This window comes from Burkholderia sp. WTPI3 (genome assembly GCF_021483755.1).
In the GTDB taxonomy this organism is placed as follows: Bacteria; Pseudomonadota; Gammaproteobacteria; order Burkholderiales; family Burkholderiaceae; genus Burkholderia.
The window spans coordinates 1-24,469 of sequence record NZ_JAGIXF010000038.1 but is presented as its reverse complement, the minus strand read 5'-3'; the positions used below and the strand labels follow the sequence as shown (position 1 = coordinate 24,469).

The window sequence follows — 24,469 nt, the reverse complement described above, 5'->3', positions numbered from 1 at the left end:
CGATACACCGTGAACGGGCGTCGGCAAGCGCGTACGCGCAATCTTGGGGAAATCTGTTCTGGTGCCAGGCGTGCGACTATCTCGCATGGGGCCGGAGCGGGTCTGGACTCACCGTTCCGGGTCGGCAGGGCCTGGCGGCACTCGGAGCCATCAGCACGATCGCGCGCGGCGCGCATGCCGTTCCGCCGCGGGGCTGGCTGCGCGCGGCGTCGGCTTCAATTGGGCGATCCGAGGGTGCCTCTGCATCTTCCGATCCTTGATTCAAAACGGAATTCTAACCCATGATCGGGCCGTCCGTGGCACGCCGGACAGGTCGTGGGGCTATCCCCGCAACCCGCGCCACGCCTGGGCCTGCGCGGTTTTGCTGCGGCATTCGCCATCCGTCCGGTCGGTAACCGCGCAGTTAAACCGGTAAAAAATGGCGCCCTGCCCGTCAAATAGGCATTCGGGGCCACGCCGCGACGGCGCGCCCGGCATGCCGCTTGCGTGCGGACGGACCCTTGGCGCTATCATTGATCCTTTACCGTCTGCTTTCCGCACTGCACGCGAGCGTCCATGGCATCCCACGATTACCTGAAGAAAATCCTCACGGCGCGCGTCTACGACGTCGCGCTCGAGACGGAACTCGAACCCGCCCGCAACCTGTCGGCACGGCTGCGCAACCCCGTTTACCTGAAGCGCGAGGACAACCAGCCGGTGTTCTCGTTCAAGCTGCGCGGCGCGTACAACAAGATGGCGCACATTCCGGCCGACGCGCTCGCGCGTGGCGTGATTACGGCCTCGGCCGGCAACCACGCGCAGGGCGTCGCGTTCTCGGCGGCCCGGATGGGCATCAAGGCCGTGATCGTCGTGCCGGTCACGACGCCGCAGGTGAAGGTCGACGCCGTGCGCGCGCACGGCGGCCCGAGCGTCGAGGTGATCCAGGCGGGCGAATCGTACAGCGATGCGTATGCGCATGCGGTCAAGGTGCAGGCCGAGCGCGATCTCACGTTCGTCCACCCGTTCGACGATCCGTACGTGATCGCCGGCCAGGGCACGATCGCGATGGAGATCCTGCGCCAGCACCAGGGCCCGATCCACGCGATCTTCGTGCCGATCGGCGGCGGCGGGCTCGCGGCCGGCGTGGCCGCGTACGTCAAGGCGGTGCGCCCGGAGATCAAGGTGTTCGGCGTGCAGGCCGAGGATTCGTGCGCAATGGCGCAATCGCTGCAGAAGGGCGAGCGCGTCGAGCTTAGCGAGGTCGGCCTGTTCGCGGACGGCACCGCGGTGAAGCTCGTCGGCGAGGAAACCTTCCGGCTGTGCCGCGAATTCCTCGACGGTGTCGTGACGGTCGACACCGACGCACTGTGCGCGGCGATCAAGGACGTGTTCCAGGACACGCGCAGCGTGCTCGAGCCGTCGGGCGCGCTCGCGGTCGCGGGCGCCAAACGCTACGCGGAGCGCGAAGGCATCGAAAACCAGACGCTCGTCGCGGTCACGTCCGGTGCGAACATGAACTTCGACCGGATGCGTTTCGTCGCCGAACGAGCGGAAGTCGGCGAAGCGCGCGAAGCCGTGTTCGCGGTCACGATCCCCGAGGAGCGCGGCAGTTTCAAGCGCTTCTGCTCGCTCGTCGGCGACCGCAACGTGACCGAGTTCAACTACCGGATCGCCGATGCGCAGTCCGCGCACATCTTCGTCGGCGTGCAGATCAAGCGCCGCGGCGAATCGGCCGAGATCGCCGCGAACTTCGAGTCGCACGGCTTCCAGAGCGTCGACCTGACGCACGACGAGCTGTCGAAGGAACATATTCGCTACATGGTGGGCGGCCGCTCGCCGCTCGCGCTGGACGAACGCCTGTTCCGCTTCGAATTCCCGGAGCGGCCGGGCGCGCTGATGAAGTTCCTGTCGTCGATGGCGCCGGACTGGAACATCAGCCTGTTCCACTACCGCAACCAGGGTGCGGACTACAGCTCGATCCTCGTCGGGCTGCAAGTGCCGCAGGCCGATCGCACCGAGTTCGAACGCTTCCTCGCGGCGCTCGGCTATCCGTATGTCGAAGAGAGCGCCAATCCGGCTTACCGCCTCTTCCTGTCGTAAAGGCGTCACGCAATGAATCCCGAACACTCCCCGCTCGGCAAGGCCACCGTCTACGCCACGCAGTACGACGCGTCGCTGCTGTTCCCGATCCCGCGCGCCGGCGCGCGCGAGCAACTCGGCATCACGTCGGCGCTGCCGTTCTTCGGCACCGACATCTGGAACGCGTACGAGCTGTCGTGGCTCAATGCGCGCGGCAAGCCGCAGGTCGCGGTCGCGACGTTCTACGTGCCGGCCGAATCGCCGAGCATCGTCGAATCGAAGTCGTTCAAGCTGTATCTCGGCTCGTTCGCGCAATCGAAGTTCGACTCGGTCGACGCGGTGCGTGACGCGCTCAAGCGCGACGTCTCGGCCGCGTGCGGCGCGAGCGTGTCGGTGCAACTCGTGTCGCCGCACGATTTCGCGAAGCTCGGGATGGAAGAACTCGACGGGCTGTCGCTCGACCGGCTCGACCTCGACACCGACGTGTACGAACCCGATCCGTCGCTCCTGTCGGCGGCCGACGCCGAGGACGAAGCGCCGGTGGAGGAGACGCTCGTGTCCGACCTGCTGCGCTCGAACTGCCCGGTCACCGGCCAGCCCGACTGGGGCAGCGTGCAGATCCACTACGTCGGCCCGCAGATCGATCATGCGGGGCTGCTGCGCTACATCATCTCGTTCCGCAATCACACGGGCTTTCACGAGCAGTGCGTCGAGCGCATCTTCCTCGACATCATGCACGCGTGCAAACCGGTGAAGCTCGCGGTGTATGCGCGCTATACGCGCCGTGGCGGGCTCGACATCAACCCGTTCCGCACGAACTACAACCAGCCGATGCCGGATAACACGCGGACGGCGCGGCAGTAAATGAAGCGGTGTTGGCGGGCACTTTTCGGGCCGCCAACACCAACCGCTTGCGGACGAAGCGTCGCTCTAATTCGGTGCGAACACGTCGGCTCGGCACTTTGGGCAATACAGGTAGAGTGTTCGACCATCGGGCATCGAAATGAAGCCGCGCCTTGCCTGGTCTATCCGCCACTTCGCCGCGCCACCGCCCGCGAGACGTACACTGCCTTCCGCATAGCAATTCGCGGCGTCCAGATCATGGCTGTACGCCCGTGCCGTTACACGGCTCGCACGCTTGAAAAACGCGCTGACATCCGCCTGCCGAAGAACGAATGCACGACACATATCCGGCGTTTCGTCCCCGCTGATGTCAGCCGACCACGCGCCGTTCCTCACGATTTCGACTGACTTCGGTCCGACAGCGGGAACCTCCCCGCCGGACAGCGGGCCCGCAACCGCACTGAGGTTGAGCAAGAACGCCAACATCAAAACCGCGATCCGAATCACCATTGCGCCCTCGCCGCCTCCGTCCGGTTCTTCCTCGATACTGTCGGGTGGCGAAAAACCTCTGTCATCGGAACATTCATCGTTATCGAAATTTCATGGATGAGCCATCGAAGCGAGTCGTTCTGAGCGTCCGGCGCCGCGATGTAGGTCTGTCGATCAGGGTTGGGTTCAATGAGCGGTAGCGCCTCCCCGACCAATTCCACGCCAATGCTGTCTGTATTGGAAGGGTAACGGTCCGGGACCGCCTTGCGCATCTCCCGCCGGTTTTCGCCGCGCGGGTCAAAACGGCGAAGCTGCTGCAGTTCGACTGGCGTGCAACGCAATTCGGCAACGCAGCGCGCCTTGATTCGCGCCTACATGCCAAGTCTGCTTCTTCAAAGATGCCGTCTGGTAAATCGTCCCGTCTTTTTCAATCAGAAAATGCGCCCCGGTAGCATATGCATTCTGATAGCTATTGAGCGCAGAGGCCGCCGTTGAACCGCCCGTTTGATGAACGATAACCCCACTAATCCTCTGCATGGCGCCGCGCTCGATCTGGGCTTTTCTGACTCGCACTACGCGCGGACTCACGACCATCCCATTGGAATCAATCAAAAGCATTCAATACCCGCCCCACGTCATATCGCCGCAATCTTTCCGCCCAATCGCTTGCGTTCAGGCCCTCCCCCGTCACGCACGCCATTCATCCGGCCTTTCACGGCAGCTCGGCCAATCGTCTGGTGCCCCATTTCCGGTCAACCACCGCGCGGTAGAGCATCGCCAGTGTGATCGGTTCCCGTTTGAGATCGTGCGGTTTCCGAAGTACCCATCTCCGAAACAGCGAATAGAGCGGCCCCTCGCCTTCCATCAGGAAATACCGGTGAAAATCGAAGTCGCCGGTATCGATGGAAAAGCGCTCAAAAAAATGGCCCATGAAATCGTCGGCCTCGTCGCCGGTCTGGCCAAGATCCTCCCAAAGCCTCATGGCAGCGGACAGCGGCATCGATTTACCGAGCCCGACCTCCGATCTGACAAATACCTCGATCTCGTCCCAACGCATGCTTTCCAGCAAAACACCTTGCCGTCCGGTTCGACAAGGCGATTGTATTTGGCGATCGCGCCGTGCACCCGTGCCGATCACCGACGCAGCCCGCCAGACAGGCATGTCACGTCGAGCCTCATCGAAAAAATTTCGTCACGCAATGCAAAATTCCGGTGCCTCTCGTACCCCGCGTCAACCTCGCTGCATTTGAACGCCGCCGCCCATCCGATCGCCCTCGTCCACGCATCGGCTCCGCCCAGACGCAACGAGGCCGGCGCACATCAATGCGCCGGCCTCGTCACACAACCATTCGCCCTCGCGCGTTACTTCGCCGGCGCCTTATACGCGATGCAATCGACCTCGACCTTGCAGTCGATGACCATGCTCGACTGCACGCATGCGCGTGCCGGCGGGTTCTCGCCGAAGTACGACACGAACACCTTGTTGAACGACGCGAAATCGCGTGCGTCGTCGAGCCACACGCCGCAGCGCACGACGTGCTCGAGGCCGTAACCGGCTTCCTTCAGGATCGCGATCACGTTCTCGATCGTCTGCTTCGACTGCGTGACGATCCCGCCTTCGACGACCTCGCCGTTCACCATCGGCGTCTGGCCCGACACGTACAGCCAGCCATCGGCCTCGACCGCACGCGCAAACGGCATCACCTGGCCGCCGGTACCCTTCGCTTCGCCTACACCATATCGCTTCATCGCTTCACTCCTTGTTTGTCGGCCGGAGCCGGCGCATCGGCGCCTGCTCCCGCCCCATGCAACGCACGGTTGCGGATGCGCGCACCGACCCTGGCGCGCGCGGCAGATCGAATCAAGACCGCGCTCAGAACGCGGCGTCGGCACTCGCCGGCACGCGCTCGCCGCGCGCGACGAAACCGCCGGCGCGCTCGCCGGTCGGCTGGCCGTTCTCATAAGTCAGCACGCCGTTCACCCACACGGCGTCGATCCCGTGCGCGGGTTGCTGCGGCTTCTCGAACGTCGCGGCGTCGATCACGCACGCCGGATCGAACAGCACGAGATCCGCGTGGTAGCCGACATGCACTTCGCCGCGCCGCGCGATCCCGTAGCGGCGGGCGGACAGCGACGTCATCTTGCGGATCGCTTCCTCGAGCGGCAGCAGGTTCGTGTCGCGCACGTAATGGCCGAGCACGCGCGGAAACGCACCCCACAGCCGTGGATGCGGCAGCGGATCGTTCGGCAGGCCGTCCGAGCCGACCATCGTCGCCGGGTGGGACAGGATCCGGCGCACGTCGTCCTCGGACATGTTGTGGTACACGGCGCCGGCCGGGCGGATCCGCTGGGCGGCCTCCTGCTCGGTCACGCCCCAGTCGGCCGCGATCGCCTTCAGCAGCTTGCCGGCAACTTCCGGATGCGGCTCCGACCACGTGATCGTGATGTCGATGTCGCCCGTCACCTGCTTCAGGTCGAGCGTCGACGAACTGCGGCTGTACGGATAGCAGTCGCAACCGACCGGCTGGTAGCGACGCGCGCCTTCGAGCGACGCGAGCACCTCGGTGCTGCGCCCCCAGTTCGACGGGCCCGCGCACTTCAGGTGCGAGATCACGACCGGCACCTGCGCGTGACGGCCAACGCGGTATGCCTCGTCCATCGCGTCGAGGATCGCGTCGAACTCGGTGCGCATATGAGTCGTGTACAGCGCGCCCGCGTTCGCGAGCGGCTCGGCAAGCGCCATCACTTCCTCGGCCGGTGCCGCAAACGCGGAGCCGTACGCAAGGCCCGACGACAATCCGAGTGCGCCGTTCGCGAGCGCCTCTTCAAGCTGCGCGCGCATCCCGGCGATTTCGCCGTCGGTCGCCGCGCGGTCGAGGCGGTCCATCTGGTTGTTGCGCAGTGCGGTGTGCCCGACGAGCGCCGCGACGTTGACGGCCGGACGCGCGGCGTTCACGGCGGCGACGTAGTCGGCGAAGGTCGGGTAGCGAAATGCGTCGCGCTCGCCCAGCAGGTTCATCGGGTCCGGCGGGTTGCCCGCGAGCGTCACGGGCGACGCGCTGATCCCGCAGTTGCCGACGATCACGGTCGTCACGCCCTGCGAGATCTTCGGCAGCATCTCGGGTGCACGGATCACGTGCGTGTCGTCATGCGTGTGCACGTCGACGAAGCCCGGCGCGAGCGCGCGGCCGTTCGCATCGACGACGGTCTCGGCGAGCCAGTTCGACAGGTTGCCGATCGCCGCGATCACGCCGTTGCGGATCGCGACGTCGCGCGTGACGGGCGGCGCGCCGGTGCCGTCGTACAGCTGCGCGCCGACGATCAGCGTATCGGCGGCTTCGGGATGCGAATGCATGGTCAGTCTCCTACCGGTTGACGGTCTCCGCCGCCACGATGCGCATCGAGCGCATGCTTGATGCGGCGCAACGATTCCCGGCCCGCATCGCCGAGCCGCAGCGCGACTCCGGTGACGAGCACGTCGATCGCCATCATCATCGCGTAGCGCGATGTCGAAGGCTTGTAAATGAAATCGGTTTCGAATGCGACGACCGGAATCAGGTGGTCGGCGAGCTTCGCGAGCGGCGACGCCGGCGCGGTGATCGCGATCAGCTTCGCGCCGTAGCGCTTCGCAAGCCGGCAGCTCTCGAGCAGCTCGGGCACGCGGCCGCTGACCGACAGCGCGACGACCACGGCGTCGCGCGACAGCGTCGCGGACACCATCCGCTGCAGCAGGCTGTCCTGGTAGCTCGCGACCGGCCGGCCGAAACGCACGAGCCTGAAACGCAGTTCGTCGGCGAGCGCGGTCGAGCCGCCGCCCTGCCCGTACACATAGATCATCTTCGCGCCGGCGAGCAGGCCAGCAGCCGCGTCGAACGACGTGTTGCGCAGCAATTGATGGTTGTGCGCGAGCGCCACGCGGATTTCGTCGTAGACGACCGACGCGGGGCTCGCGTCTTCCGCGGGACCGTCGTCGGACGGCACCAGAAAGCGCTGGCCGACGGCCGCCGCCTGCGCGACGAGCACCTTGAGTTCGCGCACGTCGCGGCAGCCGACGGCCTTCGCGAAACGCGTGACCGTCGCGACGCTGACTTCCGCGTCGCGTGCCAGCGCGCCGATGCTCGCATGCGCGGCGCGCGCGAGATCGGCGAGGATGAACGCGGCGACCTTGCGCTCGGCCTCGCGCAACTCGGGCGCGCATTCGGCGATCCGCGCGACGATGTCGAGGACCGGCGGGGCGACCGGAGCCGGTTGCTCGGCGCCGGACGGAACGGACGGGATAGCGGGCGTATTCATCTGCCGAAAGGGATGCGGAGCTTGATGTTACTAAATAACATTACCGCGCAGATGCTACTTTCTGTACCATCTGCGTGTCAACTTCAATGCAATGCACAGTGATGATGGAGCGCGATTACATGAAAGTTACAAACTATCAGGAGCCGACGATCGATCCGTTGGGCAAGGGTCTCGGCAACGTCCCGAGCGCGAGCGTGCGGCTCGACGACGCGGGCCGTCTCGAGTGGAACCTGCTCGCGGAAGACGTCAGCCTGCCGGCCGCGGTGCTGTACGCGGATCGCATCGAACACAACCTGAACTGGATGCAGGCATTTGTCCAGCAGTACGGTGTCCAGTTCGCGCCGCATGGCAAAACGACGATGGCGCCGCAACTGTTCCGCCGCCAGCTTGACGCCGGCGCATGGGGCATCACGCTCGCGACCGCGCATCAGACGCAGGCCGCGTATCACGGCGGCGTGCGGCGCGTGCTGCTCGCGAACCAGTTGGTCGGCCGCCAGAACATGACGATCATTGCGGGGCTCTTGTCCGATCCCGATTTCGAGTTTTTCTGCCTCGTCGATTCTGCCGACAGCGTCGACCAGCTCGGCCGCTTCTTCGGCGACGCGAAGAAATCGCTGAACGTGCTGATCGAACTCGGCGTGCCGGGCGGCCGCGCCGGCGTGCGCGATGCCGCGCAGCGCCAGGCGGTGCTCGATGCGATCGCGCGCTATCCGGACACGCTGAAGCTGGCCGGCATCGAACTCTACGAAGGCGTGCTGAAGGAGGAAGGCGAGATCCGCGCGTTCCTGCAGGGCGCGGTCGCGCTCACGCGCGAGCTGGCCGAAGCAGGCTGCTTCGCGCGCACGCCGGCGATCCTGTCGGGCGCGGGCTCGGCCTGGTACGACGTGGTCGCGGAGGAATTCGCGAAGGCATCCGACGCGGGTTTCGCGGAAGTCGTGCTGCGTCCGGGCTGCTACCTGACGCACGACGTCGGCATCTACAAGAAGGCGCAGACCGACGTGTTCGCGCGCAACCCGATCGCACGCAAGATGGGCGAAGGGCTGCTGCCGGCGCTGCAACTGTGGGCGTACGTGCAGTCGGTGCCGGAGCAGGATCGCGCGATCATCGCGCTCGGCAAGCGCGACGCCGCTTTCGACGCGGGCCTGCCCGAGCCGGCGCGGCATTTCCGTCCGGGCCGCGACAGCGCGCCGCGTGAAGTCGCCGCGAGCGAAGGCTGGGCGGTCACCGGGATGATGGACCAGCACGCGTACCTGCAGATCCCGCCGGGCGCGGACGTGAAGGTCGGCGACATGGTCGCGTTCGACATCTCGCACCCGTGCCTGACATTCGACAAGTGGCGCCAGCTGCTCGTCCTCGATCCGCAGTTCCGCGTGACGGAAGTCGTCGAAACCTTCTTCTGACGCGCCGCACGCGCCACGCCACCGCCCCGCCGCCGCACGGGGCGGCCGTCACGCGCGCTTCAATCTGCCGGAGTACACTGCGCTTTCGTCCTCGGGGCCGCTTCGCCGCCGTTGCACCGTCTGCCGCACACGACGCGAACGGGCCCTCAACGCTGTTCAATGGAGAAAGCCATGGCCGCGAAGAAGATCCTGTTCCTGACCGGCGATTTCGCCGAAGACTACGAAACGATGGTGCCGTTCCAGGCGCTGCAGGCCGTCGGCCATCACGTCGATGCAGTCTGCCCGGGCAAGCGCGCGGGCGACAAGGTCAAGACCGCGATCCACGATTTCGAAGGCGACCAGACCTACACCGAAAAACCCGGCCACCAGTTCACGCTGAACGCAACGTTCGACGACGTCGATGCGTCCGGCTACGACGCGCTCGCGATCGCGGGCGGCCGTGCGCCCGAATACCTGCGGCTCGATTCGAAGGTGATCGCGCTGGTGCGCGCGTTCGCGCAGGCCGGCAAGCCGATCGCCGCGATCTGCCATGCGGCGCAACTGCTCGCGGCCGCCGACGTGATCCGCGGCAAGCGCATCTCGGCCTACCCGGCCTGCGCGCCCGAAGTGAAGCTCGCAGGCGGCGAATACGCGGACATCCCGGTCGATGCAGCCGTGACCGATGCGCCGTTCGTCACCGCACCCGCGTGGCCCGCGCATCCGGCATGGATCGCGCAGTTCCTCGCGCTGCTGGGCACGCGCATCGAGCTGTAAACGAAGTGAAATGAAAGGCCGGCCGGCGGCGGGTTCGCGCGACCCGTGCTCCGGTCGCTCACAGCCGGGGCGTGCTGCTCCGTGCCGCGCCTTCTCCAGCCCGCCCCTGCTTCCTGCCCGTTCCCGCCGCGCCGTTCAGTGCGACGCCGGCGTGGACGCGACGTCCGCGATACGCGACTCCAGCATCGCCAGCGCGCCCGACAGCGCACTGAGCACGTCGTCCGGCAATTGCGCCATCGTCTGATCGAGGAATGCCTTGCGGCGCGGCAAACACGCGTCGAATGCGGCGCGGCCGTCGGCTGTGAGCGTCACGTTGGTCACGCGGTTGTCGCGTGCGTCGGACGCGCGCTCGATCCAGCCGAGCGCGTCGAGCGACTTCAGCTGGCGCGTGAGCGCGCCCGGATCGATGCGCAGCACCTCGACGAGCTTCTTCTGCGACGAATGCCCGCCCAGCGTGTGCAGCGCGACCATGATCCGCCAGCGCGGCATCGGCTGCCCGACGTGCGTTTCGAACGCGGTCATGAACGCGCGATACGTGCGTCCGAATTGCTGCAAGATCGCGACGCGGTCCTGTTCTTCCATGCGCTGAGTTCTATTCATTCAATCGATCAATCGGCCGCGACATGCGGCTCGATCTTGTGCCGCAGCGCGACCGGCGGCACGCGGCGGCACTGCCACACCGACACGACGGCAACGACGGCCGCCATCGCGACGCCCAGGTGAATCGCACCGACCAGCGATTCGCGGGCCGCTTCCAGCAGCAGCGCGCCATTATGCCCGGCGCGCGTGAGCGCGGCGACGAGACCGCCCTGCGCCGCGCGATCGATCAGGATCTGCGGATCGGCGAGCTGCGCATGCCACTGCATTGCGTGGTCGCCCGACAGCGCATCGCGCACGCCGCTCGAATACAGCTGGTTGACGAGCGTGCCCGTCAGCGCGGTGCCGATCATCCCGCCGACCATCCGCAGCGACTGCAGCAGCGCGGTCGCGATGCCGAGGTGCTCGCGGCCGGCCGTCTGCTGCGCGAACACGGTGAGGTTCGGCAGCACGAAGCCCAGGCCGATGCCGCCCGAGACCATCAGCGCCATCAGCACCCAGGTCGGCGTTGCATGCGTCGACACGACGATGCCCGCGCACGCGATCGCGAACAGCACGAAACCGACGTGCAGCATCGCGTTCGGATTGCGGATGCGCGTGACGACCCGTCCGTTCATGATGCTGCCGATCGTGATGAACACGACGAGCGGCGTGATTACGAGCCCCGCCTCCTTCGGCGACATCCCGAAGCCGCCCTGGAACAGGAGCGGCGCATAGAACAGCAGCGAGAACATCGAGAAGCCCGCGAGAATCGCGAGCACGAACAGCGCGGACAGCGCGCGGTTGCCGAACATGTCGAACGGCAGGATCGGCTGCGCGCAGCGCTTTTCCCAATGCCACAAGCCGACGCCGGCGCCGACCGAGACGACCAGCAGCAGCGACGCCCAGCTCATCACGCCGTACTTCGGCAGCCATTCGACGAACAGCTGCAGCGCGCCGAGCGACAGCGCGATCAGCAGCGCGCCGGGCCAGTCGAGCCGCATCTTGCGGTCGTGCTCGACGTGCCGCAGGTGCGGCAGGTAGCGCCACACGAAGAACAGCGACAGCAGGCCGACCGGCAGGTTCACGTAGAACACCGAGCGCCAGCCGAACGACTGGGTCAGGATCCCGCCCAGCGACGGCCCGACCGCGTTGGCGATGCCGAACGCGGAGCTCATCAGCACCTGCCAGCGCAGCCGCACGACGGAATCGGGGAACAAGTCGGGAATGCACGCGAACGCGGTGCCGACCAGCATCCCGCCGCCGATGCCCTGCAGGCCGCGTGCGAGCACCAGATACAGCATGTCGTTGGCCATCCCGCAGAGCACCGACGCGCCGGTGAACACGACGATCGACGCGATCACGAACGGCTTGCGGCCGTAATAGTCGCCGAGCCGGCCGAAGATCGGCACGGTAATCACGGAACTGAGCAGGTACGACGTCGCAACCCATGCGTACAGGTCGAAGCCCCTCAACTCGGCGACGATGGTCGGCAGCGCGGTGCCGACGACCGTCTGGTCGAGCGCGACGAGCATGGTAACGAACGAGATCCCGATCATCGCGAGCAGCGATTCGCGGAACGGCAGGACTTGCCCGCTCGAATGGTGGGCGGCAGTATGGACGGCCATTTTTTGTTGATGCAACTTTTGACGAGTCAAATAATCTCAAAATTCTAGCATGCCGGAGTAATCTAGGTTGGCGACGGCTCAACCGGCCCCCGGCCCCGAAGGAGAAAGATGGAACCGATTTCAATCACGCCCGCGACGACGCTGTCGCCTGACGACCGGGACGCGCTGCGGCGCGCGAAGCAGGTACTGGAAAGCCCGTCGCTGACGATGAAGCTGACGGGCGTGCTGGGCGCGCCGGTCGAGAAGATGATCGCGCGGCTGCCCGACTTCGCGACCGGCAAGATCAACGACGCGACGCAGCTCGCGCTGCGCAAGTGCCTGAACATCGCACTGCGCACGCTCGGCAAGCCGCCGGGGCCGGATGCCGAACCGGACAAGCCGAGCAACCTGCTGCACAAGCTGGCGGTCGCCACGACGGGTGCGGCAGGCGGCGCGTTCGGCTTCCTCGCGCTGCCGGTCGAGCTGCCGGTGACGACCACGCTGATCTTCCGCTCGGTTTGCGACATCGCGCGCAGCGAGGGCGAGGACCTGGGCTCGGTGGATACGCAATTGCAATGCCTGGCCGTGCTCGGCATGGGCGGCAACCCGGACAGGCACGACGACGAAGCCGATCTCGGCTATTTTGTGCTGCGCGGCGCGCTCGCGCAGGCGATTTCGAAGGCATCGTCGGACATCACGACGAAAGGGATCGCCGCGCACAGCTCGGCGGCGGTGTTCAAGCTTGTGCAGACGGTGGCGTCACGTTTTTCGGTGCAAGTGACCGAGCAGATGGCCGCGAAGTCGATCCCTGCGATCGGCGCGGTGCTCGGCGCGACCGTCAACACGCTGTTCATCGACCACTTCCAGCAAATGGCGCACGGCCACTTCACCGTGCGCCGGCTCGAGCGCAAGTACGGCTCGGCGGCCGTGAAGGCCGCGTATCAGGCGATCGACGCCTCGCCGACGCGCTGAACCGCCCGTTCGACGGCAACACGGCGCAGGAACGCGGCCGCCCGGTCGAGCGCATCGCGCGACTCCGGCACCATCGGCGTATAGAGCTGCCATACGTGCGGCATGTCCGGCCAGATCTCGATGTCCACCGGCACGCCGGCCGCCTTCGCCTTGTCGGCGACGCGGCGCGAATCGTCGAGCAGCACTTCGGTGCTGCCGACCTGGATATACAGCGGCGGCAGCCCGGTGAAATCCGCATAGAACGGCGACGCGTACGGATGCGTCGCCGCCTCGTCCCCGAGGTACAGCTTGGCCGCCTTCGGCAGCGCCGCGCCCGCGAACATCGGGTCGCGGCCGTCGTTGGTGCGCATCGTGCCGCCCGTGCCGGCCAGGTCCGTCCACGGCGAGAACAGGATCGCGCCGGCGGGCAGCGGTTCGCCGCGATCGCGCAGCGCGACGAGCGTCGCAAGCGCGAGGCCGCCGCCCGCCGAGTCGCCGCCGAACACGATCGATTCGGGCGGCATTCCAAGCGCGAGCAGTTGCCGGTACGCGGCGAGCGCGTCGTCGAGCGCGGCCGGGAAGCGGTGCTCGGGCGCGAGCCGGTAATCGAGCGAGAACGCGCGCACGCCCGCGCGCTTCGTCAGGCCGAATACCAGCGGCCGATGGGTTTTCGTCGAACAGAAGTAGTAGCCGCCGCCGTGGAAGTACAGCAGCGTGCGGCCCGGCCCGCGCGCGGGCGCCGCGTCGATGCGTTCGAGCCACTCGCCGCGCAGCGGTGCGTCGCCGGGACCGTAGCATTCGCGCAGCCGGTAGCCCGACGGCACCCGGCGCGGCACGATCATCCTGAGATCCGTGAAGCGCCGCGCACGGGCGGGATCGAGCACCGGACGCGTGGTCTCGGGACGAAACTGCCAGCGCAGCAGCCAGCACGCGAACTTGCTTTGCCAACTCATCGAACGCACTCCGTCATCACAGTGTGACGATGGTACGTGCGATCGCGCCGGCGCCGCTCGACGGGAGGCTCTACATCAAACGCGCCGCCCGGTTCGCGCGCCGCTTCGCCGGCGTCAGTTCGCCGGCATCACCTGGCCGCGAATCTCGCCGGACGGATGCTCCTTCGTATGGATATTGAAGTACCACTTGCCGCCCATCAGGTCGGTGACCTGCGCGTCGGTGAGCGCCTTCGAGCCATTGATCGGGCTCGCGAGCTCGTCCTTCGGAATCGGCATCTGCACGCCGGCGTTCTGACCGACCGGCGCGGGTCCATGGAAGTGCGCGGCGGTCGCCGGCCCCGTGAGGTGTTCGTAAGTCACGGTCCACCGCAGCATGTGGCTGGCCGTGTCGTAAGTCGCGTCGACCGCGCCGGAGCCTTTCGTCGCGGTCGGCGGCACTTCGCTCGACGGTTGCAGGTTGGCAGACAGGCGCACCGTTTCGGCGGCGGCGCTGCCAGCGGCCAGCACACCCGCAAGTAACGCCACCTGGAGCAAACGCAGCTTCGGCATGAATCCTCCTTGTACGACGTGGTACGCCACCCGGCCGGTGACGCTCCATGATGGTAGTCGATCGCCGCGGATCCGGCAGCTTGCCGCAACCTGGAAGAGACCTTTGCAGCCCGGGCCCTGAATCCGCTCGCGGCCTTTCGCTACACTTCGCCTCACAGTTGCTTGTTTCCTTCGTCCGAAGGAGTCTGCGAGTATTTACGCGGCCATCCGGCCGCGTTTTTTTTGCCTGCCGCGCACGGCATGCGCGCAGCGCCGACATCGTCACGGGCACATCCAGCACCGAATTACCAAGTATGACGAATCAATTTTCGCGACCCGGCTCCCGCACCGCCGGCCCGCATGCGATAAGGCTGCGCGCGCCGCGCGGTGTCACGATACGTAACAGGCTGTTGTGCAAACCCGCGTCGACACGGGCTTGCCCGCGCAGGAAAATGATCGCGTGTTGTCACGACTGGAAAGCGAACCGTGCCGACCCGTCTCCCGATCCCCCGCCCGCTCCGCCCCTTCCGTGTCCGCCCGATGCTGGCGGGCCTCTGCTCCGTCGCCGCGCTGTACGGCGCGCCCGTCGATGCGCAGGAATTCTCGCTGTTCGCCGGCTCGCTGTGGGGCGGCGGCGACCGCTCGTATTCATGGGCGTTCGACTATCAGGAAGGCCTGAGCGCACATACGGCGCTCGGCTTCGCCTGGTACAACGAGGGACACATTCCGAATCACCACCGCGATGGCCAGGCAGTCCAGTTCTGGGGCCGCGTGCCGCTCGACAACCGTCGCTTCGTGCTGTCGGCCGGCGCGGGCCCGTATCGCTACTTCGACACGGTGCCGGCCGCCGAAGGCCGCGGCTACTCGAACACGCACGGCTGGGGCGTGCTGATGAGCGTGCGCGCCGCATATTACACGTCGCACCGCTGGATCGCGCAGCTCCAGCTCAACCGCGCGCAGGTGTTCAGCGGCCCCGACACGACGTCGGTGATGTTCGGCGTCGGCTACCAGCTCGACGCGCCCGATACGCCCGGCCCACGCGACACCGCGCTGCCGCGCATGCGCAAGGTCACGAACAACGAAATCACCGCGATGCTCGGCGAGACGATCCTGAACAGCCGTTCGTCGCCATCGGCGCTCGGCGGCAGCCTCGAATACCGGCGCGGCCTCACGCGCTCGATCGACTGGACCGCGACGTGGATGTACGAAGGCGCGAAAGAGGCGATCCGCCGCAACGGGGTCGCATCGGAGCTCTGGCTCACGCGCGCGTTCCTGAACGACAGGGTCACGCTGTCGGCCGGCGCCGGCGCGTATTTCACGGTCGACCAGCACAACCGCGAAGGCCAGCCGGGCCCCGGCGACGGCCGGTTCGCCGGCATCGCGTCGATCTCGGCCAGCTACCGGATCTCCGATCGCTGGCTCACGCGCGTCACGTTGAATCGCGTGGTCACGCGCTACAACCGAGACACCGACGTGATCCAGGCCGGCATCGGCTACCGCTTCTAGCCGGCGCGCGCCGTCCGCGTCACGCGCGATAGCCGGGATCGATCCGGTCGACGACGCGCTGCAGCGCGTCGAATGCGTCCTGCCCCGCGCCATGCTTCGGATCGAAATTCAGCGAATCGCGCACGCATGCGTCGAGCACCGCCGGCGCGATCGGCAACGCATCGCCGATCGCACGGGTCGCGACCTGTACCTCGCACGCACGATTGAGCAGCCACATCAGCGAGAACGTCTGCGCGAGCGTCGCGCCGATCGTCACCGGCCCGTGGTTGCGCAGCAGCAGCACGGGCCGCCCACCCGCGCTCCCGACGATGCGCCGCCCTTCTTCGAGATGCACGGTGATGCCCTCGAAATCGTGATACGCGACCTTCCCGTACAGCTGCGCCGAATAGAAATTCGTGAACGACAGCCCTTCGCGCGAGCAGCACACAGCCATCGTCGGCGTCGTATGCACGTGCATCACGCAGTGCGCGTCCGGCAGCGCCGCATGAATCGCGCTGTGGAACGTAAAGCCGGCCGGGTTGATCGGCCAGTCGGAATGACCGATCACGTTGCCGTCGATGTCGATCTTCACGAGGTTCGATGCACATACCTCGCGGTAATGGAGCCCGAACGGGTTGATCAGGAAATGGGCGTCCTCGCCCGGCACGCGCAGCGAGATATGGTTGTAGATGAGTTCGGTCCAGCCGAGATGGTCGAAGATCCGGTAGGCGGCGGCGAGCTGCACGCGCGCCTGCCATTCGGCTTCGGAGAAACGGGCTGGACGCGTGAACGGCTGGTTCGGTACACGTTGCATGGGGCACTCCGGTTGCGGGCGGGCGCGACCGCGCGGGCGGCTGCGCACATCGTCCCTCGTCTCCTGGCGTCGCACGCGGGTCGTGCGGCGCATGCGGCGTGTCGTTCCGCGCCGCTCCGGCCCGCCTTGCACGAGCCGTTCGACGGCGCCTTCACGACACGCATATAGTTGCGTGCACAACCATATCACCTTTCCCCGTGCACCGGTATCGCGGGTTTGGCCCGAGCCGTTCCGGCCCTTACAACTGGTCGTCGACCGGCAGCAGGATGAAGAGGCCGGTCATCAGGTTGCGCATCAGCCCCGCATGCGGATCGACGTGATAGGTCGTCAACGTGCCGTTGTCCATCCCGGTCCACTCGAGTTCGGGCGTGCCCCAGCCCGTCGGCGCCACGAGGCTCAGGCGATAGCTCTCATCGGGCTGCGTCGCGCGCGCGAAGATCGCCGCGGCCTGCTGCGCGATCGCCGGGCTGTGGATCACGAGCGCCAGTTCCGTATTCAGGTGCGCGGAACGCGGATCGAGGTTCATCGAACCGATCACGAGGATCTGCCGGTCGATCACGTACGCCTTCGCATGCAGGCTCGCCCGCGAACGCGAACCGAACAGGCGCGCGCGCGGCGAGCCCGGCTGCGCCTTGAATTCGTACAGCTCGACGCCGCGCTGCAGCAGCGGCACGCGATACGGCGCGTAGCCGGCCTGCACGGCGACCGCGTCGGTCGCGGCGAGCGAGTTGGTGAGGATCGCGACGCGCACGCCGCGCGCGGTCATGTCGCCGAGAATCTTCACGCCCGCGTCGTGCGGCACGAAGTACGGCGAAAACACGAGGAACTCCTTTTTCGCGGTGTGCGTCAGCTCGACCAGGCGCCGCATCGGCGGACTCACGTAGGTGTCGGTCGGCCGCGCGACCTTGGACGGTGCGTCGACCTTGAATTCGGCCGGCGCCCACACGAGCTCGAGCTCGTCGCGCGCGATCTGCTGCGCGAGCGGCGTCGCGTTCAGCGGCTTCGCGTTGTACGGGTCCGCGTACTTGCGCCAGTGGTCGCGCAACTCGTCGCGCATCGCGTCGAGATCCTTCGGGTCGAACGACTGATGATTCAGCTCGCGCAGCGGATAGCTGCTCGCGCTCGCCCAGTAGTCGTCGAAACTCGTCGAGATGTCGTTCGTCACGGGCCCGGCTGCCAGCACGTCGAGATCGCGGAACTGCAGCGTCGGGCTCGCGCTGAAGTATTCGTCGCCGAGGTTGCGCCCGCCGACGATCGCGATCTGGTTGTCCGCGATCATCGCCTTGTTGTGCATCCGGCGCGTGAAGTTGTCGATACGCGTGAGGAAGTTGGCCGTGCGCTCGACCATCCCGTGCTGCGACGCGCCGAACGGGTTGAACACGCGGATCTCGATGTTCGGATGCGTATTGAGCGCGGCCATGACGCGGTCGATGTCGCGGAAGTTCAGGTCGTCGACCAGCATCCGCACGCGCACACCGCGATCGGCCGCGTACAGCGCGGCGCCGAGCAGCAGCTTGCCGGTCGTGTCCTCGGTCGCGATGTAGTACTGCATGTCGAGCGTCCGGGTCGCCGCGCGCGCGAGCGCGATGCGCATCTGCAGCGCGGTAGCGCCATCGGGCAACAGCCGGAAGCCCGACTCGCCCGGGTGCGCGGCTTCCGGCGCGACCAGCGCGTCGCGCAGCGGCGTCGCGGCATCGGGCGGCAACGCGTGGGAGACAGGGCGATCGAGGGACGTGGCGGGCGGATGGGTCGCACAGGCGGCGACCAGCGACAGCAGCACGCAGACGGCCAGCGCGCGGGCCGGGCGGAACGCGGCGTGCCACGTGAGCGCGGCCGGCGCGCGCCGGATCAAAGACGTGAGCACGAGAGCTTCCTCGACAGGCGGATCAATGGGTCCGCAATCGCCGCGGCGTGCGGCTGACGGGCGGTTCCGGCCGATTCTAGTGGGCGCCCGGCGAACCGGTCAATCGCGCGGCCGGCGCGCGCGGCGCCCCCAGGCCGCTGCCCGCACTACGCACGGCGGCCCGCAGAAAAGGTGAACGCAGCGCACGCGCCCGTCAGGCGGGCCTGCAGCGCCGGCGGTCCAACCAATCTCACGGCACATCGCCACTTCTCTCGAAGTGGCTGCGCACGTAGTCGATATGGGTCTGCATCGCGGTGCGCGCCTCCTCGGGCCGGTGCGCGCAGATCGCGTCGCACACCACGCGGTGCTGCAGCAACAGCAGCTCGGACGCCTGCTCGTCGTGCGTCGTCATCCCCGCGACGTTGATCGAGATGTGCTCGCGCAGCATCCCGATCACGCTCGTGTGCAGGTGCAGGAACATCGTGTTGTGCGACGCGAGCGCGATCGCCTCGTGCAGCTTCGCGTCGGTCGATGCCTCGACGGCCGCATCGTCATTCGCATGCGCGGTTTCGAGTTCGCGCAGCAGTGTGCGGATCCGGCGCCGGTCGTTCGCGTCGGCGCGCAGAGCGGCGAAATACGCGGTCGCGCCTTCGAGCACACGGCGGAATTCGAGAATGTCGTCGCGCAGCGCCGGATGATCGGCAACCAGCTGGCCCCACGGCGACGCGATGCCCGCGCGCAGCTGATCCGTCACGTAGACGCCCGCGCCGCGCCGGCTCTGCAGCAACCCGCGCGCGACGAGCCGCTGGGTCGCCTCGCGCACCGTATTGCGCGCCACGCCGTACTGCTCGGCGAGCACACGCTCGGCCGGCAGCCGCGCGCCAGCCGGCCACGTGCCGTCGAGCAGCGCCGTCTCGATCTTGCGCATCACCACTTCGGTCCTGCCCCGTGCCGTCATCGCCGCCATCGCCGCCTCTCCATCCGGAATGTCCGTCGCGCCGATTGGCCCAACCAATTTGAGTTGCGGCGCCGTCGCGGGAATTATGCAGCGAAATCGTCGCCCCGCATTCGGATGCCGGGCCGTCGCCCCTGGAGCGAGACATGAACAAAAGGCACTACCCCGCCACCGTCCCCGCGCACGTCTACCTGTTCGCGACCTGCCTGGTCGACCTGTTCGTCCCCGAAGCCGGGCTCGACGCGGTTCGCCTGCTGGAACGCGAAGGCCTGACCGTCCACTATCCGCGCGGCCAGAGCTGCTGCGGGCAGCCGGCCTACAGCAGCGGCAATCCCGACGAAGCGCGCCGCGTCGCGGCCGCGCAGCTCGACCTGTTCGGCGAGGCATGGCCCGTGATCGTGCCGTCCGGCTCGTGCGCGGGCATGATCCGGCACCATTGGCCGGCCCTCTTCGCCGACGATCCCGTGCACGGCCCGAAGGCCCGCGCGATCGCGGAGCGCACCTACGAACTCGCGGAATTCCTCGTACAGGTACTCGACGTACGGCTGGACGCCCTCCCCTCGAACATCGGCCCGGAAGAACGCGTGGTGCTGCACACGTCGTGCGCGGCCCGCCGCGAGATGGGTACGCGCGTGCATGGCGTCGCGCTCGTCGATGCGCTGCCCGGCGTCACGCGCATCGAACATGAACGCGAATCCGAATGCTGCGGCTTCGGCGGCACGTTCTCGCTGAAGCATCCCGACATCTCCGGCGCGATGGTGCAAGACAAGGTCGCGTCGGCCTGCGCGACGGGCTGCGACCGGCTCGTGTCGGCGGACTGCGGCTGCCTGCTGAACATCGGCCACGCTGCGACCAAGGCCGGCGCGGCGCTGCCCGTCGAGCATCTCGCGAGCTTTCTGTGGCGCCGCACGGCCGGCGCTACGTCGCTGCGCGGAGATCGGCAATGAGCGCGCGCGACGCAATCCTCGCGCGCCTGCGCAGCGCGGCTCCCGGCGTCGCCGCGAGCGCCGCGCCCACGCTCGATGCGCGCATCGACATGCATTACGCGGCACGGCGTGCGCCGGCCGCCCCCGACCCTCACGCGCTCGCGCAGACGATGCAGGCTGCACTCGCCGCGTCGCACGCGGACGTCTGGTGCGCCAGCGCCGATGCGTGGCCCGTGCAGCTTGCCGCGCGTCTCGCAGAAGCCGGCGTGCGCCGCTTGCTGCTCGATCCGGCCCGCGCCGAATCCGCTGCACTCGCGCGCGCGCTGCCCGACGCGGTTGCGCCGGTGCCGTTCGACCGTCCGATCGACACGTGGAAGGCCGAGCTGTTCGACACGATCGATGCGGGCTTCACCGTCGCGCGCTCGGGCATCGCGGCAACCGGCACGGTCGTGCTCGCCCCCGATCCAGGCACACCGCGCACTGTATCGCTGGTGCCGCCGCTGCACGTCGCGCTCGTGCATGCGAACACGCTGCATGCGGACCTTCATGCGGCCGTGCATGCGGAACGCTGGCACGCCGGCATGCCGACCAACGTCGTGCTGGTGTCGGGCCCGTCGAAAACCTCCGACATCCAGCAGACCCTTGCGTACGGCGCGCACGGCCCGCGCAACCTCTGGGTCGTGATCGTCACCGAACCGGCCGCCGAACCGACCGCAACCGCCTGCCAGGACCTGCCGCGATGAGCGACCAACCGCTGCAATTCGTCGCCCCCGGCGACTTCAAGGCTCGCGCGCGCGCCGCGCTCGACGATCCGGCACTGCGCAGCAGCTTTCGCGGCGCGATGGACTTCCTGCAAGGCAAGCGCGCAACCCAGTTCCCCGACGACACCGAGCTGCAGCAATTACGCGATCTCGGCGAAGCCGTGCGGCAGCATGCGCTCGCGCAACTGCCGTCGCTGCTCGAGCGGCTGGAAGCGAAGCTAACCGAAGCCGGCGTCCACGTGCACTGGGCCGAGACGGCCGCCGACGCGAACGCGATCGTGCTCGGCATCGCGCAGGCGAAGAAGGCACGCCGCGTGATCAAGGGCAAGTCGATGGCGAGCGAGGAAATCGAGCTGAACCATTACCTCGCGGATCACGGCGTCGACTGCATCGAGTCCGACATGGGCGAGTTCATCGTGCAGCTCGCGGGCGAGAAGCCGTCGCATATCGTGATGCCGGCGATCCACAAGACGCGCGGCGACATCGCCGGGCTGTTCGAGCAGCATATCCCCGGCACGCGCTACACGGAGGACGTCGACGAGCTGATCCAGACCGGCCGGCGCGCGCTGCGCCGCGCGTTCGCCGAGGCCGACATCGGGCTGTCCGGCGTGAACTTCGCGGCGGCCGACACTGGCACGCTATGGCTCGTCGAGAACGAGGGCAACGGCCGGCTGTCGACGACGGTGCCCGACACGCATGTCGCGATCATGGGGATCGAGAAGGTCGTCGAGAAACTCGAGCACGTCGTGCCGCTGTCGAGCCTGCTCACGCGTTCGGCGACCGGCCAGGCGATCACGACCTACTTCAACCTGATTTCCGGCCCGCGCCGCGACGGCGAACGCGACGGCCCGCGCGAGCTGCATCTCGTGCTGCTCGACAACGGCCGCACGCAGGCGTATGCGGACGAACAACTGCGCGCGACGCTGCAGTGCATCCGCTGCGGCGCATGCATGAACCACTGCCCCGTCTATACGCGCATCGGCGGCCACGCATACGGCACCACCTACCCGGGCCCGATCGGCAAGATCATCTCGCCGCACCTGCTCGGTCTCGACGCGACGGCCGATCTGCCGACCGCGTCGACACTGTGCGGCGCATGCGGCGAGGTGTGCCCGGTCCGGATTCCGATCCCGCAATTGCTCGTGCGGCTGCGCACCGAGGCGAACCGCAAGCCCGACGAACCCGTCGCGCATCCGCTGCGCGGCCAGGGCGCGAACTACAACCGCGCGGAAGACCTCGTGTGGCGCTTCTGGTCGGGTGCGTTCGCGCATCCGCGTGCGTATCGCGCATTCCGCTGGACCGCGACGCGGCTGCGTGCGCTGACGCCCGCCAAGCAGATGGGCTGGACCCAGCACCGCACGCCGCTCGCGCCCGCGCCGCGCAGCCTGTCCGACCTGCTGCGCGCACGCGGCCAGCCCGAATGACCCATCCGTTTTCAAACCCGTACCAATAGAAATCCATGGAGGAGACACCCATGCAGGTTTGGCATCAGATCTACACCCCGCTCGGCAGCCTCGGGCTGTCGGCGTTCGTCGCCGCAATTCCGATCATCTTCTTTTTCGTCGCGCTCGCCGCGCTGCGGATGAAGGGGCACGTCGCCGCCGCGATCACGCTGCTGCTATCGCTCGGCGTCGCGATCCTCGCGTACGGGATGCCCGTGCCGCAGGCGCTCGCGGCAGCCGGCTTCGGCTTCGCGTACGGCCTGTGGCCGATCGCGTGGATCATCGTCGCGGCCGTGTTCCTGTACAAGATCGTCGTGAAGACCGGCCAGTTCGACGTCATCCGCGCATCGGTGCTGTCGATCACCGACGACCAGCGGCTGCAGATGCTGCTGATCGGCTTCTCGTTCGGCGCGTTCCTCGAAGGTGCCGCCGGCTTCGGCGCGCCCGTCGCGATCACGGCCGCGCTGCTGGTCGGCCTCGGCTTCAAGCCGCTGCACGCGGCAGGACTGTGTCTGATTGCAAACACGGCGCCGGTCGCGTTCGGCGCAATGGGCATTCCGATCATCGTCGCCGGACAGGTGACGGGCATCGACCCGATGCACATCGGCGCGATGGCCGGGCGCCAGTTGCCGTTGCTGTCGCTCGCGGTGCCGTTCTGGCTCGTGTTCATGATGGACGGGCTGCGCGGCGTGCGGCAGACGTGGCCGGCCGCGCTCGTCGCAGGCGGCAGCTTCGCGATCACGCAGTACTTCACGTCGAACCACATCGGGCCCGAGCTGCCTGACATCACGTCGTCGCTCGTCAGCCTGGTCGCGCTCGCCGCCTTCCTGAAGGTGTGGCAGCCGGGCAGCGCGAAGCAGACGGCCGGCGGCATCGTCGCTTCGGGCGGCGGCGCGGCGCTTGGCGGGTTCGGCGCGGGCGGCAACGGCGCGGGTGCGCGCACGAGCCGTCAGGCGTCGCCGTACACGCTTGCGCAGACCGTGCGCGCATGGTCGCCGTTCCTGATCCTGACCGCCGTCGTCACCGTGTGGAGCATCGCGCCGTTCAAGGCACTGTTCGCCGCGCACGGCGCGCTCGCATCGACCGTGCTGAAGTTCCATGTGGCCGGGCTCGACCAGCTGGTCGTGAAAACCGCGCCGATCGCCGCGACGCCGAAGGCGCTCGAGGCCGTGCTGAAGATCGATCTCGTGTCGGCGGTCGGCAGTGCGATCCTCGTGACCGCGCTGATCTCGATGGTGCTGTTGCGAATGAAGCCGCGCGATGCGCTCGTCACGTTCGGCGAAACGCTCTCGGAACTCACGCGCCCGATCCTGTCGATCGGCCTCGTGCTCGCGTTCGCGTTCGTCGCGAATTACTCGGGGATGTCGTCGACGCTCGCGCTGATGCTGGCCGCGACCGGCGCCGCGTTCCCGTTCTTCTCGCCGTTCCTCGGCTGGCTCGGCGTGTTCCTGACGGGCTCGGACACGTCGTCGAATGCGCTGTTCTGCTCGCTGCAGCAAACGACCGCGCACCAGCTCGGCGTGCCGGAAACGCTCGCGGTCGCCGCGAACACGACGGGCGGCGTCACGGCGAAGATGATCTCGCCGCAGTCGATCGCGGTAGCCTGCGCGGCGACCGGCCTCGTCGGCAAGGAGTCCGAGCTGTTCCGCTTCACGGTGCGTCACAGCCTGCTGTTCGTCGTAATCGTCGGCCTGATCACGCTCGTGCAGGCCTACGTGCTGCCGGGGATGGTGCCGTAAGCCGCGCCGTCGCTCCACGCATCCCCGAAAAACAAAAACCCCGCGCCCGGAAG

Annotated in this window: 23 protein-coding genes; 10 read left to right on the top strand and 13 right to left on the bottom strand. The window is 67.4% G+C overall.

Features of this window, described 5'->3' with window-relative positions; all coding sequences use genetic code 11:
• Nucleotides 1–555 precede the first annotated feature (555 nt).
• Both ilvA and queF read left to right on the top strand, forming a co-directional pair.
• Nucleotides 556–2,079, top strand: a complete 1,524-nt coding sequence (gene ilvA / locus J7024_RS20790; protein WP_124829017.1) for a threonine ammonia-lyase, biosynthetic — start codon at nt 556–558, stop codon at nt 2,077–2,079.
• A 12-nt stretch (nt 2,080–2,091) separates the two neighbouring features.
• Entirely contained in the window at nt 2,092–2,922 is an 831-nt protein-coding gene (queF, locus tag J7024_RS20785; protein WP_175751295.1) for an NADPH-dependent 7-cyano-7-deazaguanine reductase QueF, read from the top strand.
• Nucleotides 2,923–2,988: 66 nt separating this feature from the next.
• Here queF and J7024_RS20780 read toward each other — a convergent pair whose 3' ends face one another.
• The 6 genes from J7024_RS20780 to J7024_RS20755 form a co-directional block, all read right to left on the bottom strand.
• Nucleotides 2,989–3,411, bottom strand: a complete 423-nt coding sequence (locus J7024_RS20780; RefSeq protein WP_124829021.1) for a hypothetical protein — start codon at nt 3,409–3,411, stop codon at nt 2,989–2,991.
• A gap of 276 nt (nt 3,412–3,687) precedes the next feature.
• Nucleotides 3,688–4,008 (bottom strand): peptidoglycan recognition protein family protein, encoded by a 321-nt coding sequence (locus tag J7024_RS20775; protein WP_233409927.1) that lies wholly within the window; start codon nt 4,006–4,008, stop codon nt 3,688–3,690.
• Nucleotides 4,009–4,102: 94 nt separating this feature from the next.
• Entirely contained in the window at nt 4,103–4,552 is a 450-nt protein-coding gene (locus tag J7024_RS20770; protein ID WP_233409928.1) for a DUF1493 family protein, read from the bottom strand.
• Nucleotides 4,553–4,752: 200 nt separating this feature from the next.
• Nucleotides 4,753–5,139 (bottom strand): RidA family protein, encoded by a 387-nt coding sequence (locus J7024_RS20765; protein WP_057926573.1) that lies wholly within the window; start codon nt 5,137–5,139, stop codon nt 4,753–4,755.
• Between the two features lie 124 nt (nt 5,140–5,263).
• Nucleotides 5,264–6,745 (bottom strand): N-acyl-D-amino-acid deacylase family protein, encoded by a 1,482-nt coding sequence (locus J7024_RS20760; RefSeq protein ID WP_124829023.1) that lies wholly within the window; start codon nt 6,743–6,745, stop codon nt 5,264–5,266.
• Nucleotides 6,746–6,747: 2 nt separating this feature from the next.
• A complete protein-coding gene (locus J7024_RS20755) occupies nt 6,748–7,683 on the bottom strand; it encodes a MurR/RpiR family transcriptional regulator (protein ID WP_124829025.1) in 936 nt (311 codons plus the stop codon).
• 119 nt (nt 7,684–7,802) lie between these two features.
• On the opposite strand from J7024_RS20755, the gene J7024_RS20750 reads away from it, so the two are divergent.
• Nucleotides 7,803–9,083, top strand: a complete 1,281-nt coding sequence (locus J7024_RS20750) for an amino acid deaminase (RefSeq protein WP_175770485.1) — start codon at nt 7,803–7,805, stop codon at nt 9,081–9,083.
• 171 nt (nt 9,084–9,254) lie between these two features.
• On the top strand, nt 9,255–9,836 hold the full coding sequence (locus J7024_RS20745; protein WP_124829029.1) for a DJ-1/PfpI family protein: 582 nt from the start codon (nt 9,255–9,257) through the stop codon (nt 9,834–9,836).
• Nucleotides 9,837–9,971: 135 nt separating this feature from the next.
• Here the strand turns inward: J7024_RS20745 and J7024_RS20740 are convergent, their stop codons facing one another.
• Both J7024_RS20740 and J7024_RS20735 read right to left on the bottom strand, forming a co-directional pair.
• Complete coding sequence (locus tag J7024_RS20740; RefSeq protein WP_124829031.1) at nt 9,972–10,418, bottom strand: MarR family winged helix-turn-helix transcriptional regulator; 447 nt, start codon at nt 10,416–10,418, stop codon at nt 9,972–9,974.
• Nucleotides 10,419–10,444: 26 nt separating this feature from the next.
• The gene (locus J7024_RS20735) at nt 10,445–12,040 is read right to left on the bottom strand and encodes an MDR family MFS transporter (protein ID WP_124829033.1); all 1,596 of its coding nucleotides are present in this window, start codon (nt 12,038–12,040) and stop codon (nt 10,445–10,447) included.
• Nucleotides 12,041–12,148: 108 nt separating this feature from the next.
• On the opposite strand from J7024_RS20735, the gene J7024_RS20730 reads away from it, so the two are divergent.
• Nucleotides 12,149–12,991 carry an EcsC family protein gene (locus J7024_RS20730; protein ID WP_124829035.1) on the top strand — a complete coding sequence of 281 codons (843 nt, stop codon included), beginning with the start codon at nt 12,149–12,151 and terminating at the stop codon, nt 12,989–12,991.
• On the opposite strand, the gene J7024_RS20725 is transcribed toward J7024_RS20730, so the two are convergent.
• On the bottom strand, nt 12,961–13,923 hold the full coding sequence (locus tag J7024_RS20725; RefSeq protein ID WP_124829037.1) for an alpha/beta hydrolase: 963 nt from the start codon (nt 13,921–13,923) through the stop codon (nt 12,961–12,963). The two genes, J7024_RS20730 and J7024_RS20725, sit on opposite strands and share 31 nt — an antisense overlap.
• A 114-nt stretch (nt 13,924–14,037) precedes the next feature.
• Entirely contained in the window at nt 14,038–14,472 is a 435-nt protein-coding gene (locus J7024_RS20720) for a CHRD domain-containing protein (RefSeq protein ID WP_234745425.1), read from the bottom strand.
• A 519-nt stretch (nt 14,473–14,991) separates the two neighbouring features.
• On the opposite strand from J7024_RS20720, the gene J7024_RS20715 reads away from it, so the two are divergent.
• Entirely contained in the window at nt 14,992–15,957 is a 966-nt protein-coding gene (locus J7024_RS20715; RefSeq protein ID WP_175751294.1) for a hypothetical protein, read from the top strand.
• A gap of 19 nt (nt 15,958–15,976) precedes the next feature.
• Here J7024_RS20715 and J7024_RS20710 read toward each other — a convergent pair whose 3' ends face one another.
• The 3 genes from J7024_RS20710 to J7024_RS20700 form a co-directional block, all read right to left on the bottom strand.
• A complete protein-coding gene (locus tag J7024_RS20710; protein WP_124829043.1) occupies nt 15,977–16,750 on the bottom strand; it encodes a class II aldolase/adducin family protein in 774 nt (257 codons plus the stop codon).
• Between the two features lie 238 nt (nt 16,751–16,988).
• Nucleotides 16,989–18,614: a phospholipase D family protein gene (locus J7024_RS20705; protein ID WP_124829045.1), complete on the bottom strand. Its 1,626-nt coding sequence runs from the start codon at nt 18,612–18,614 to the stop codon at nt 16,989–16,991.
• 229 nt (nt 18,615–18,843) lie between these two features.
• The gene (locus J7024_RS20700; RefSeq protein WP_124829047.1) at nt 18,844–19,560 is read right to left on the bottom strand and encodes a FadR/GntR family transcriptional regulator; all 717 of its coding nucleotides are present in this window, start codon (nt 19,558–19,560) and stop codon (nt 18,844–18,846) included.
• Between the two features lie 134 nt (nt 19,561–19,694).
• Between J7024_RS20700 and J7024_RS20695 the strand changes: the two genes are divergently transcribed.
• From J7024_RS20695 to J7024_RS20680, 4 genes are read left to right on the top strand one after another with little or no spacing between them, the layout of a single operon-like run.
• Nucleotides 19,695–20,495, top strand: coding sequence for a (Fe-S)-binding protein (locus J7024_RS20695; RefSeq protein WP_234745424.1), 801 nt, complete (start codon nt 19,695–19,697; stop codon nt 20,493–20,495).
• The gene (locus J7024_RS20690) at nt 20,492–21,217 is read left to right on the top strand and encodes a LutC/YkgG family protein (protein WP_124829051.1); all 726 of its coding nucleotides are present in this window, start codon (nt 20,492–20,494) and stop codon (nt 21,215–21,217) included. Before J7024_RS20695 ends, J7024_RS20690 begins: the two co-directional genes overlap by 4 nt.
• The gene (locus tag J7024_RS20685) at nt 21,214–22,659 is read left to right on the top strand and encodes a LutB/LldF family L-lactate oxidation iron-sulfur protein (RefSeq protein ID WP_124829053.1); all 1,446 of its coding nucleotides are present in this window, start codon (nt 21,214–21,216) and stop codon (nt 22,657–22,659) included. The genes J7024_RS20690 and J7024_RS20685 overlap by 4 nt, the downstream gene beginning before the upstream one ends.
• Nucleotides 22,660–22,709: 50 nt before the next feature.
• Nucleotides 22,710–24,416 carry a lactate permease LctP family transporter gene (locus J7024_RS20680; RefSeq protein ID WP_124829055.1) on the top strand — a complete coding sequence of 569 codons (1,707 nt, stop codon included), beginning with the start codon at nt 22,710–22,712 and terminating at the stop codon, nt 24,414–24,416.
• The last annotated feature ends 53 nt before the right edge of the window (nt 24,417–24,469 follow it).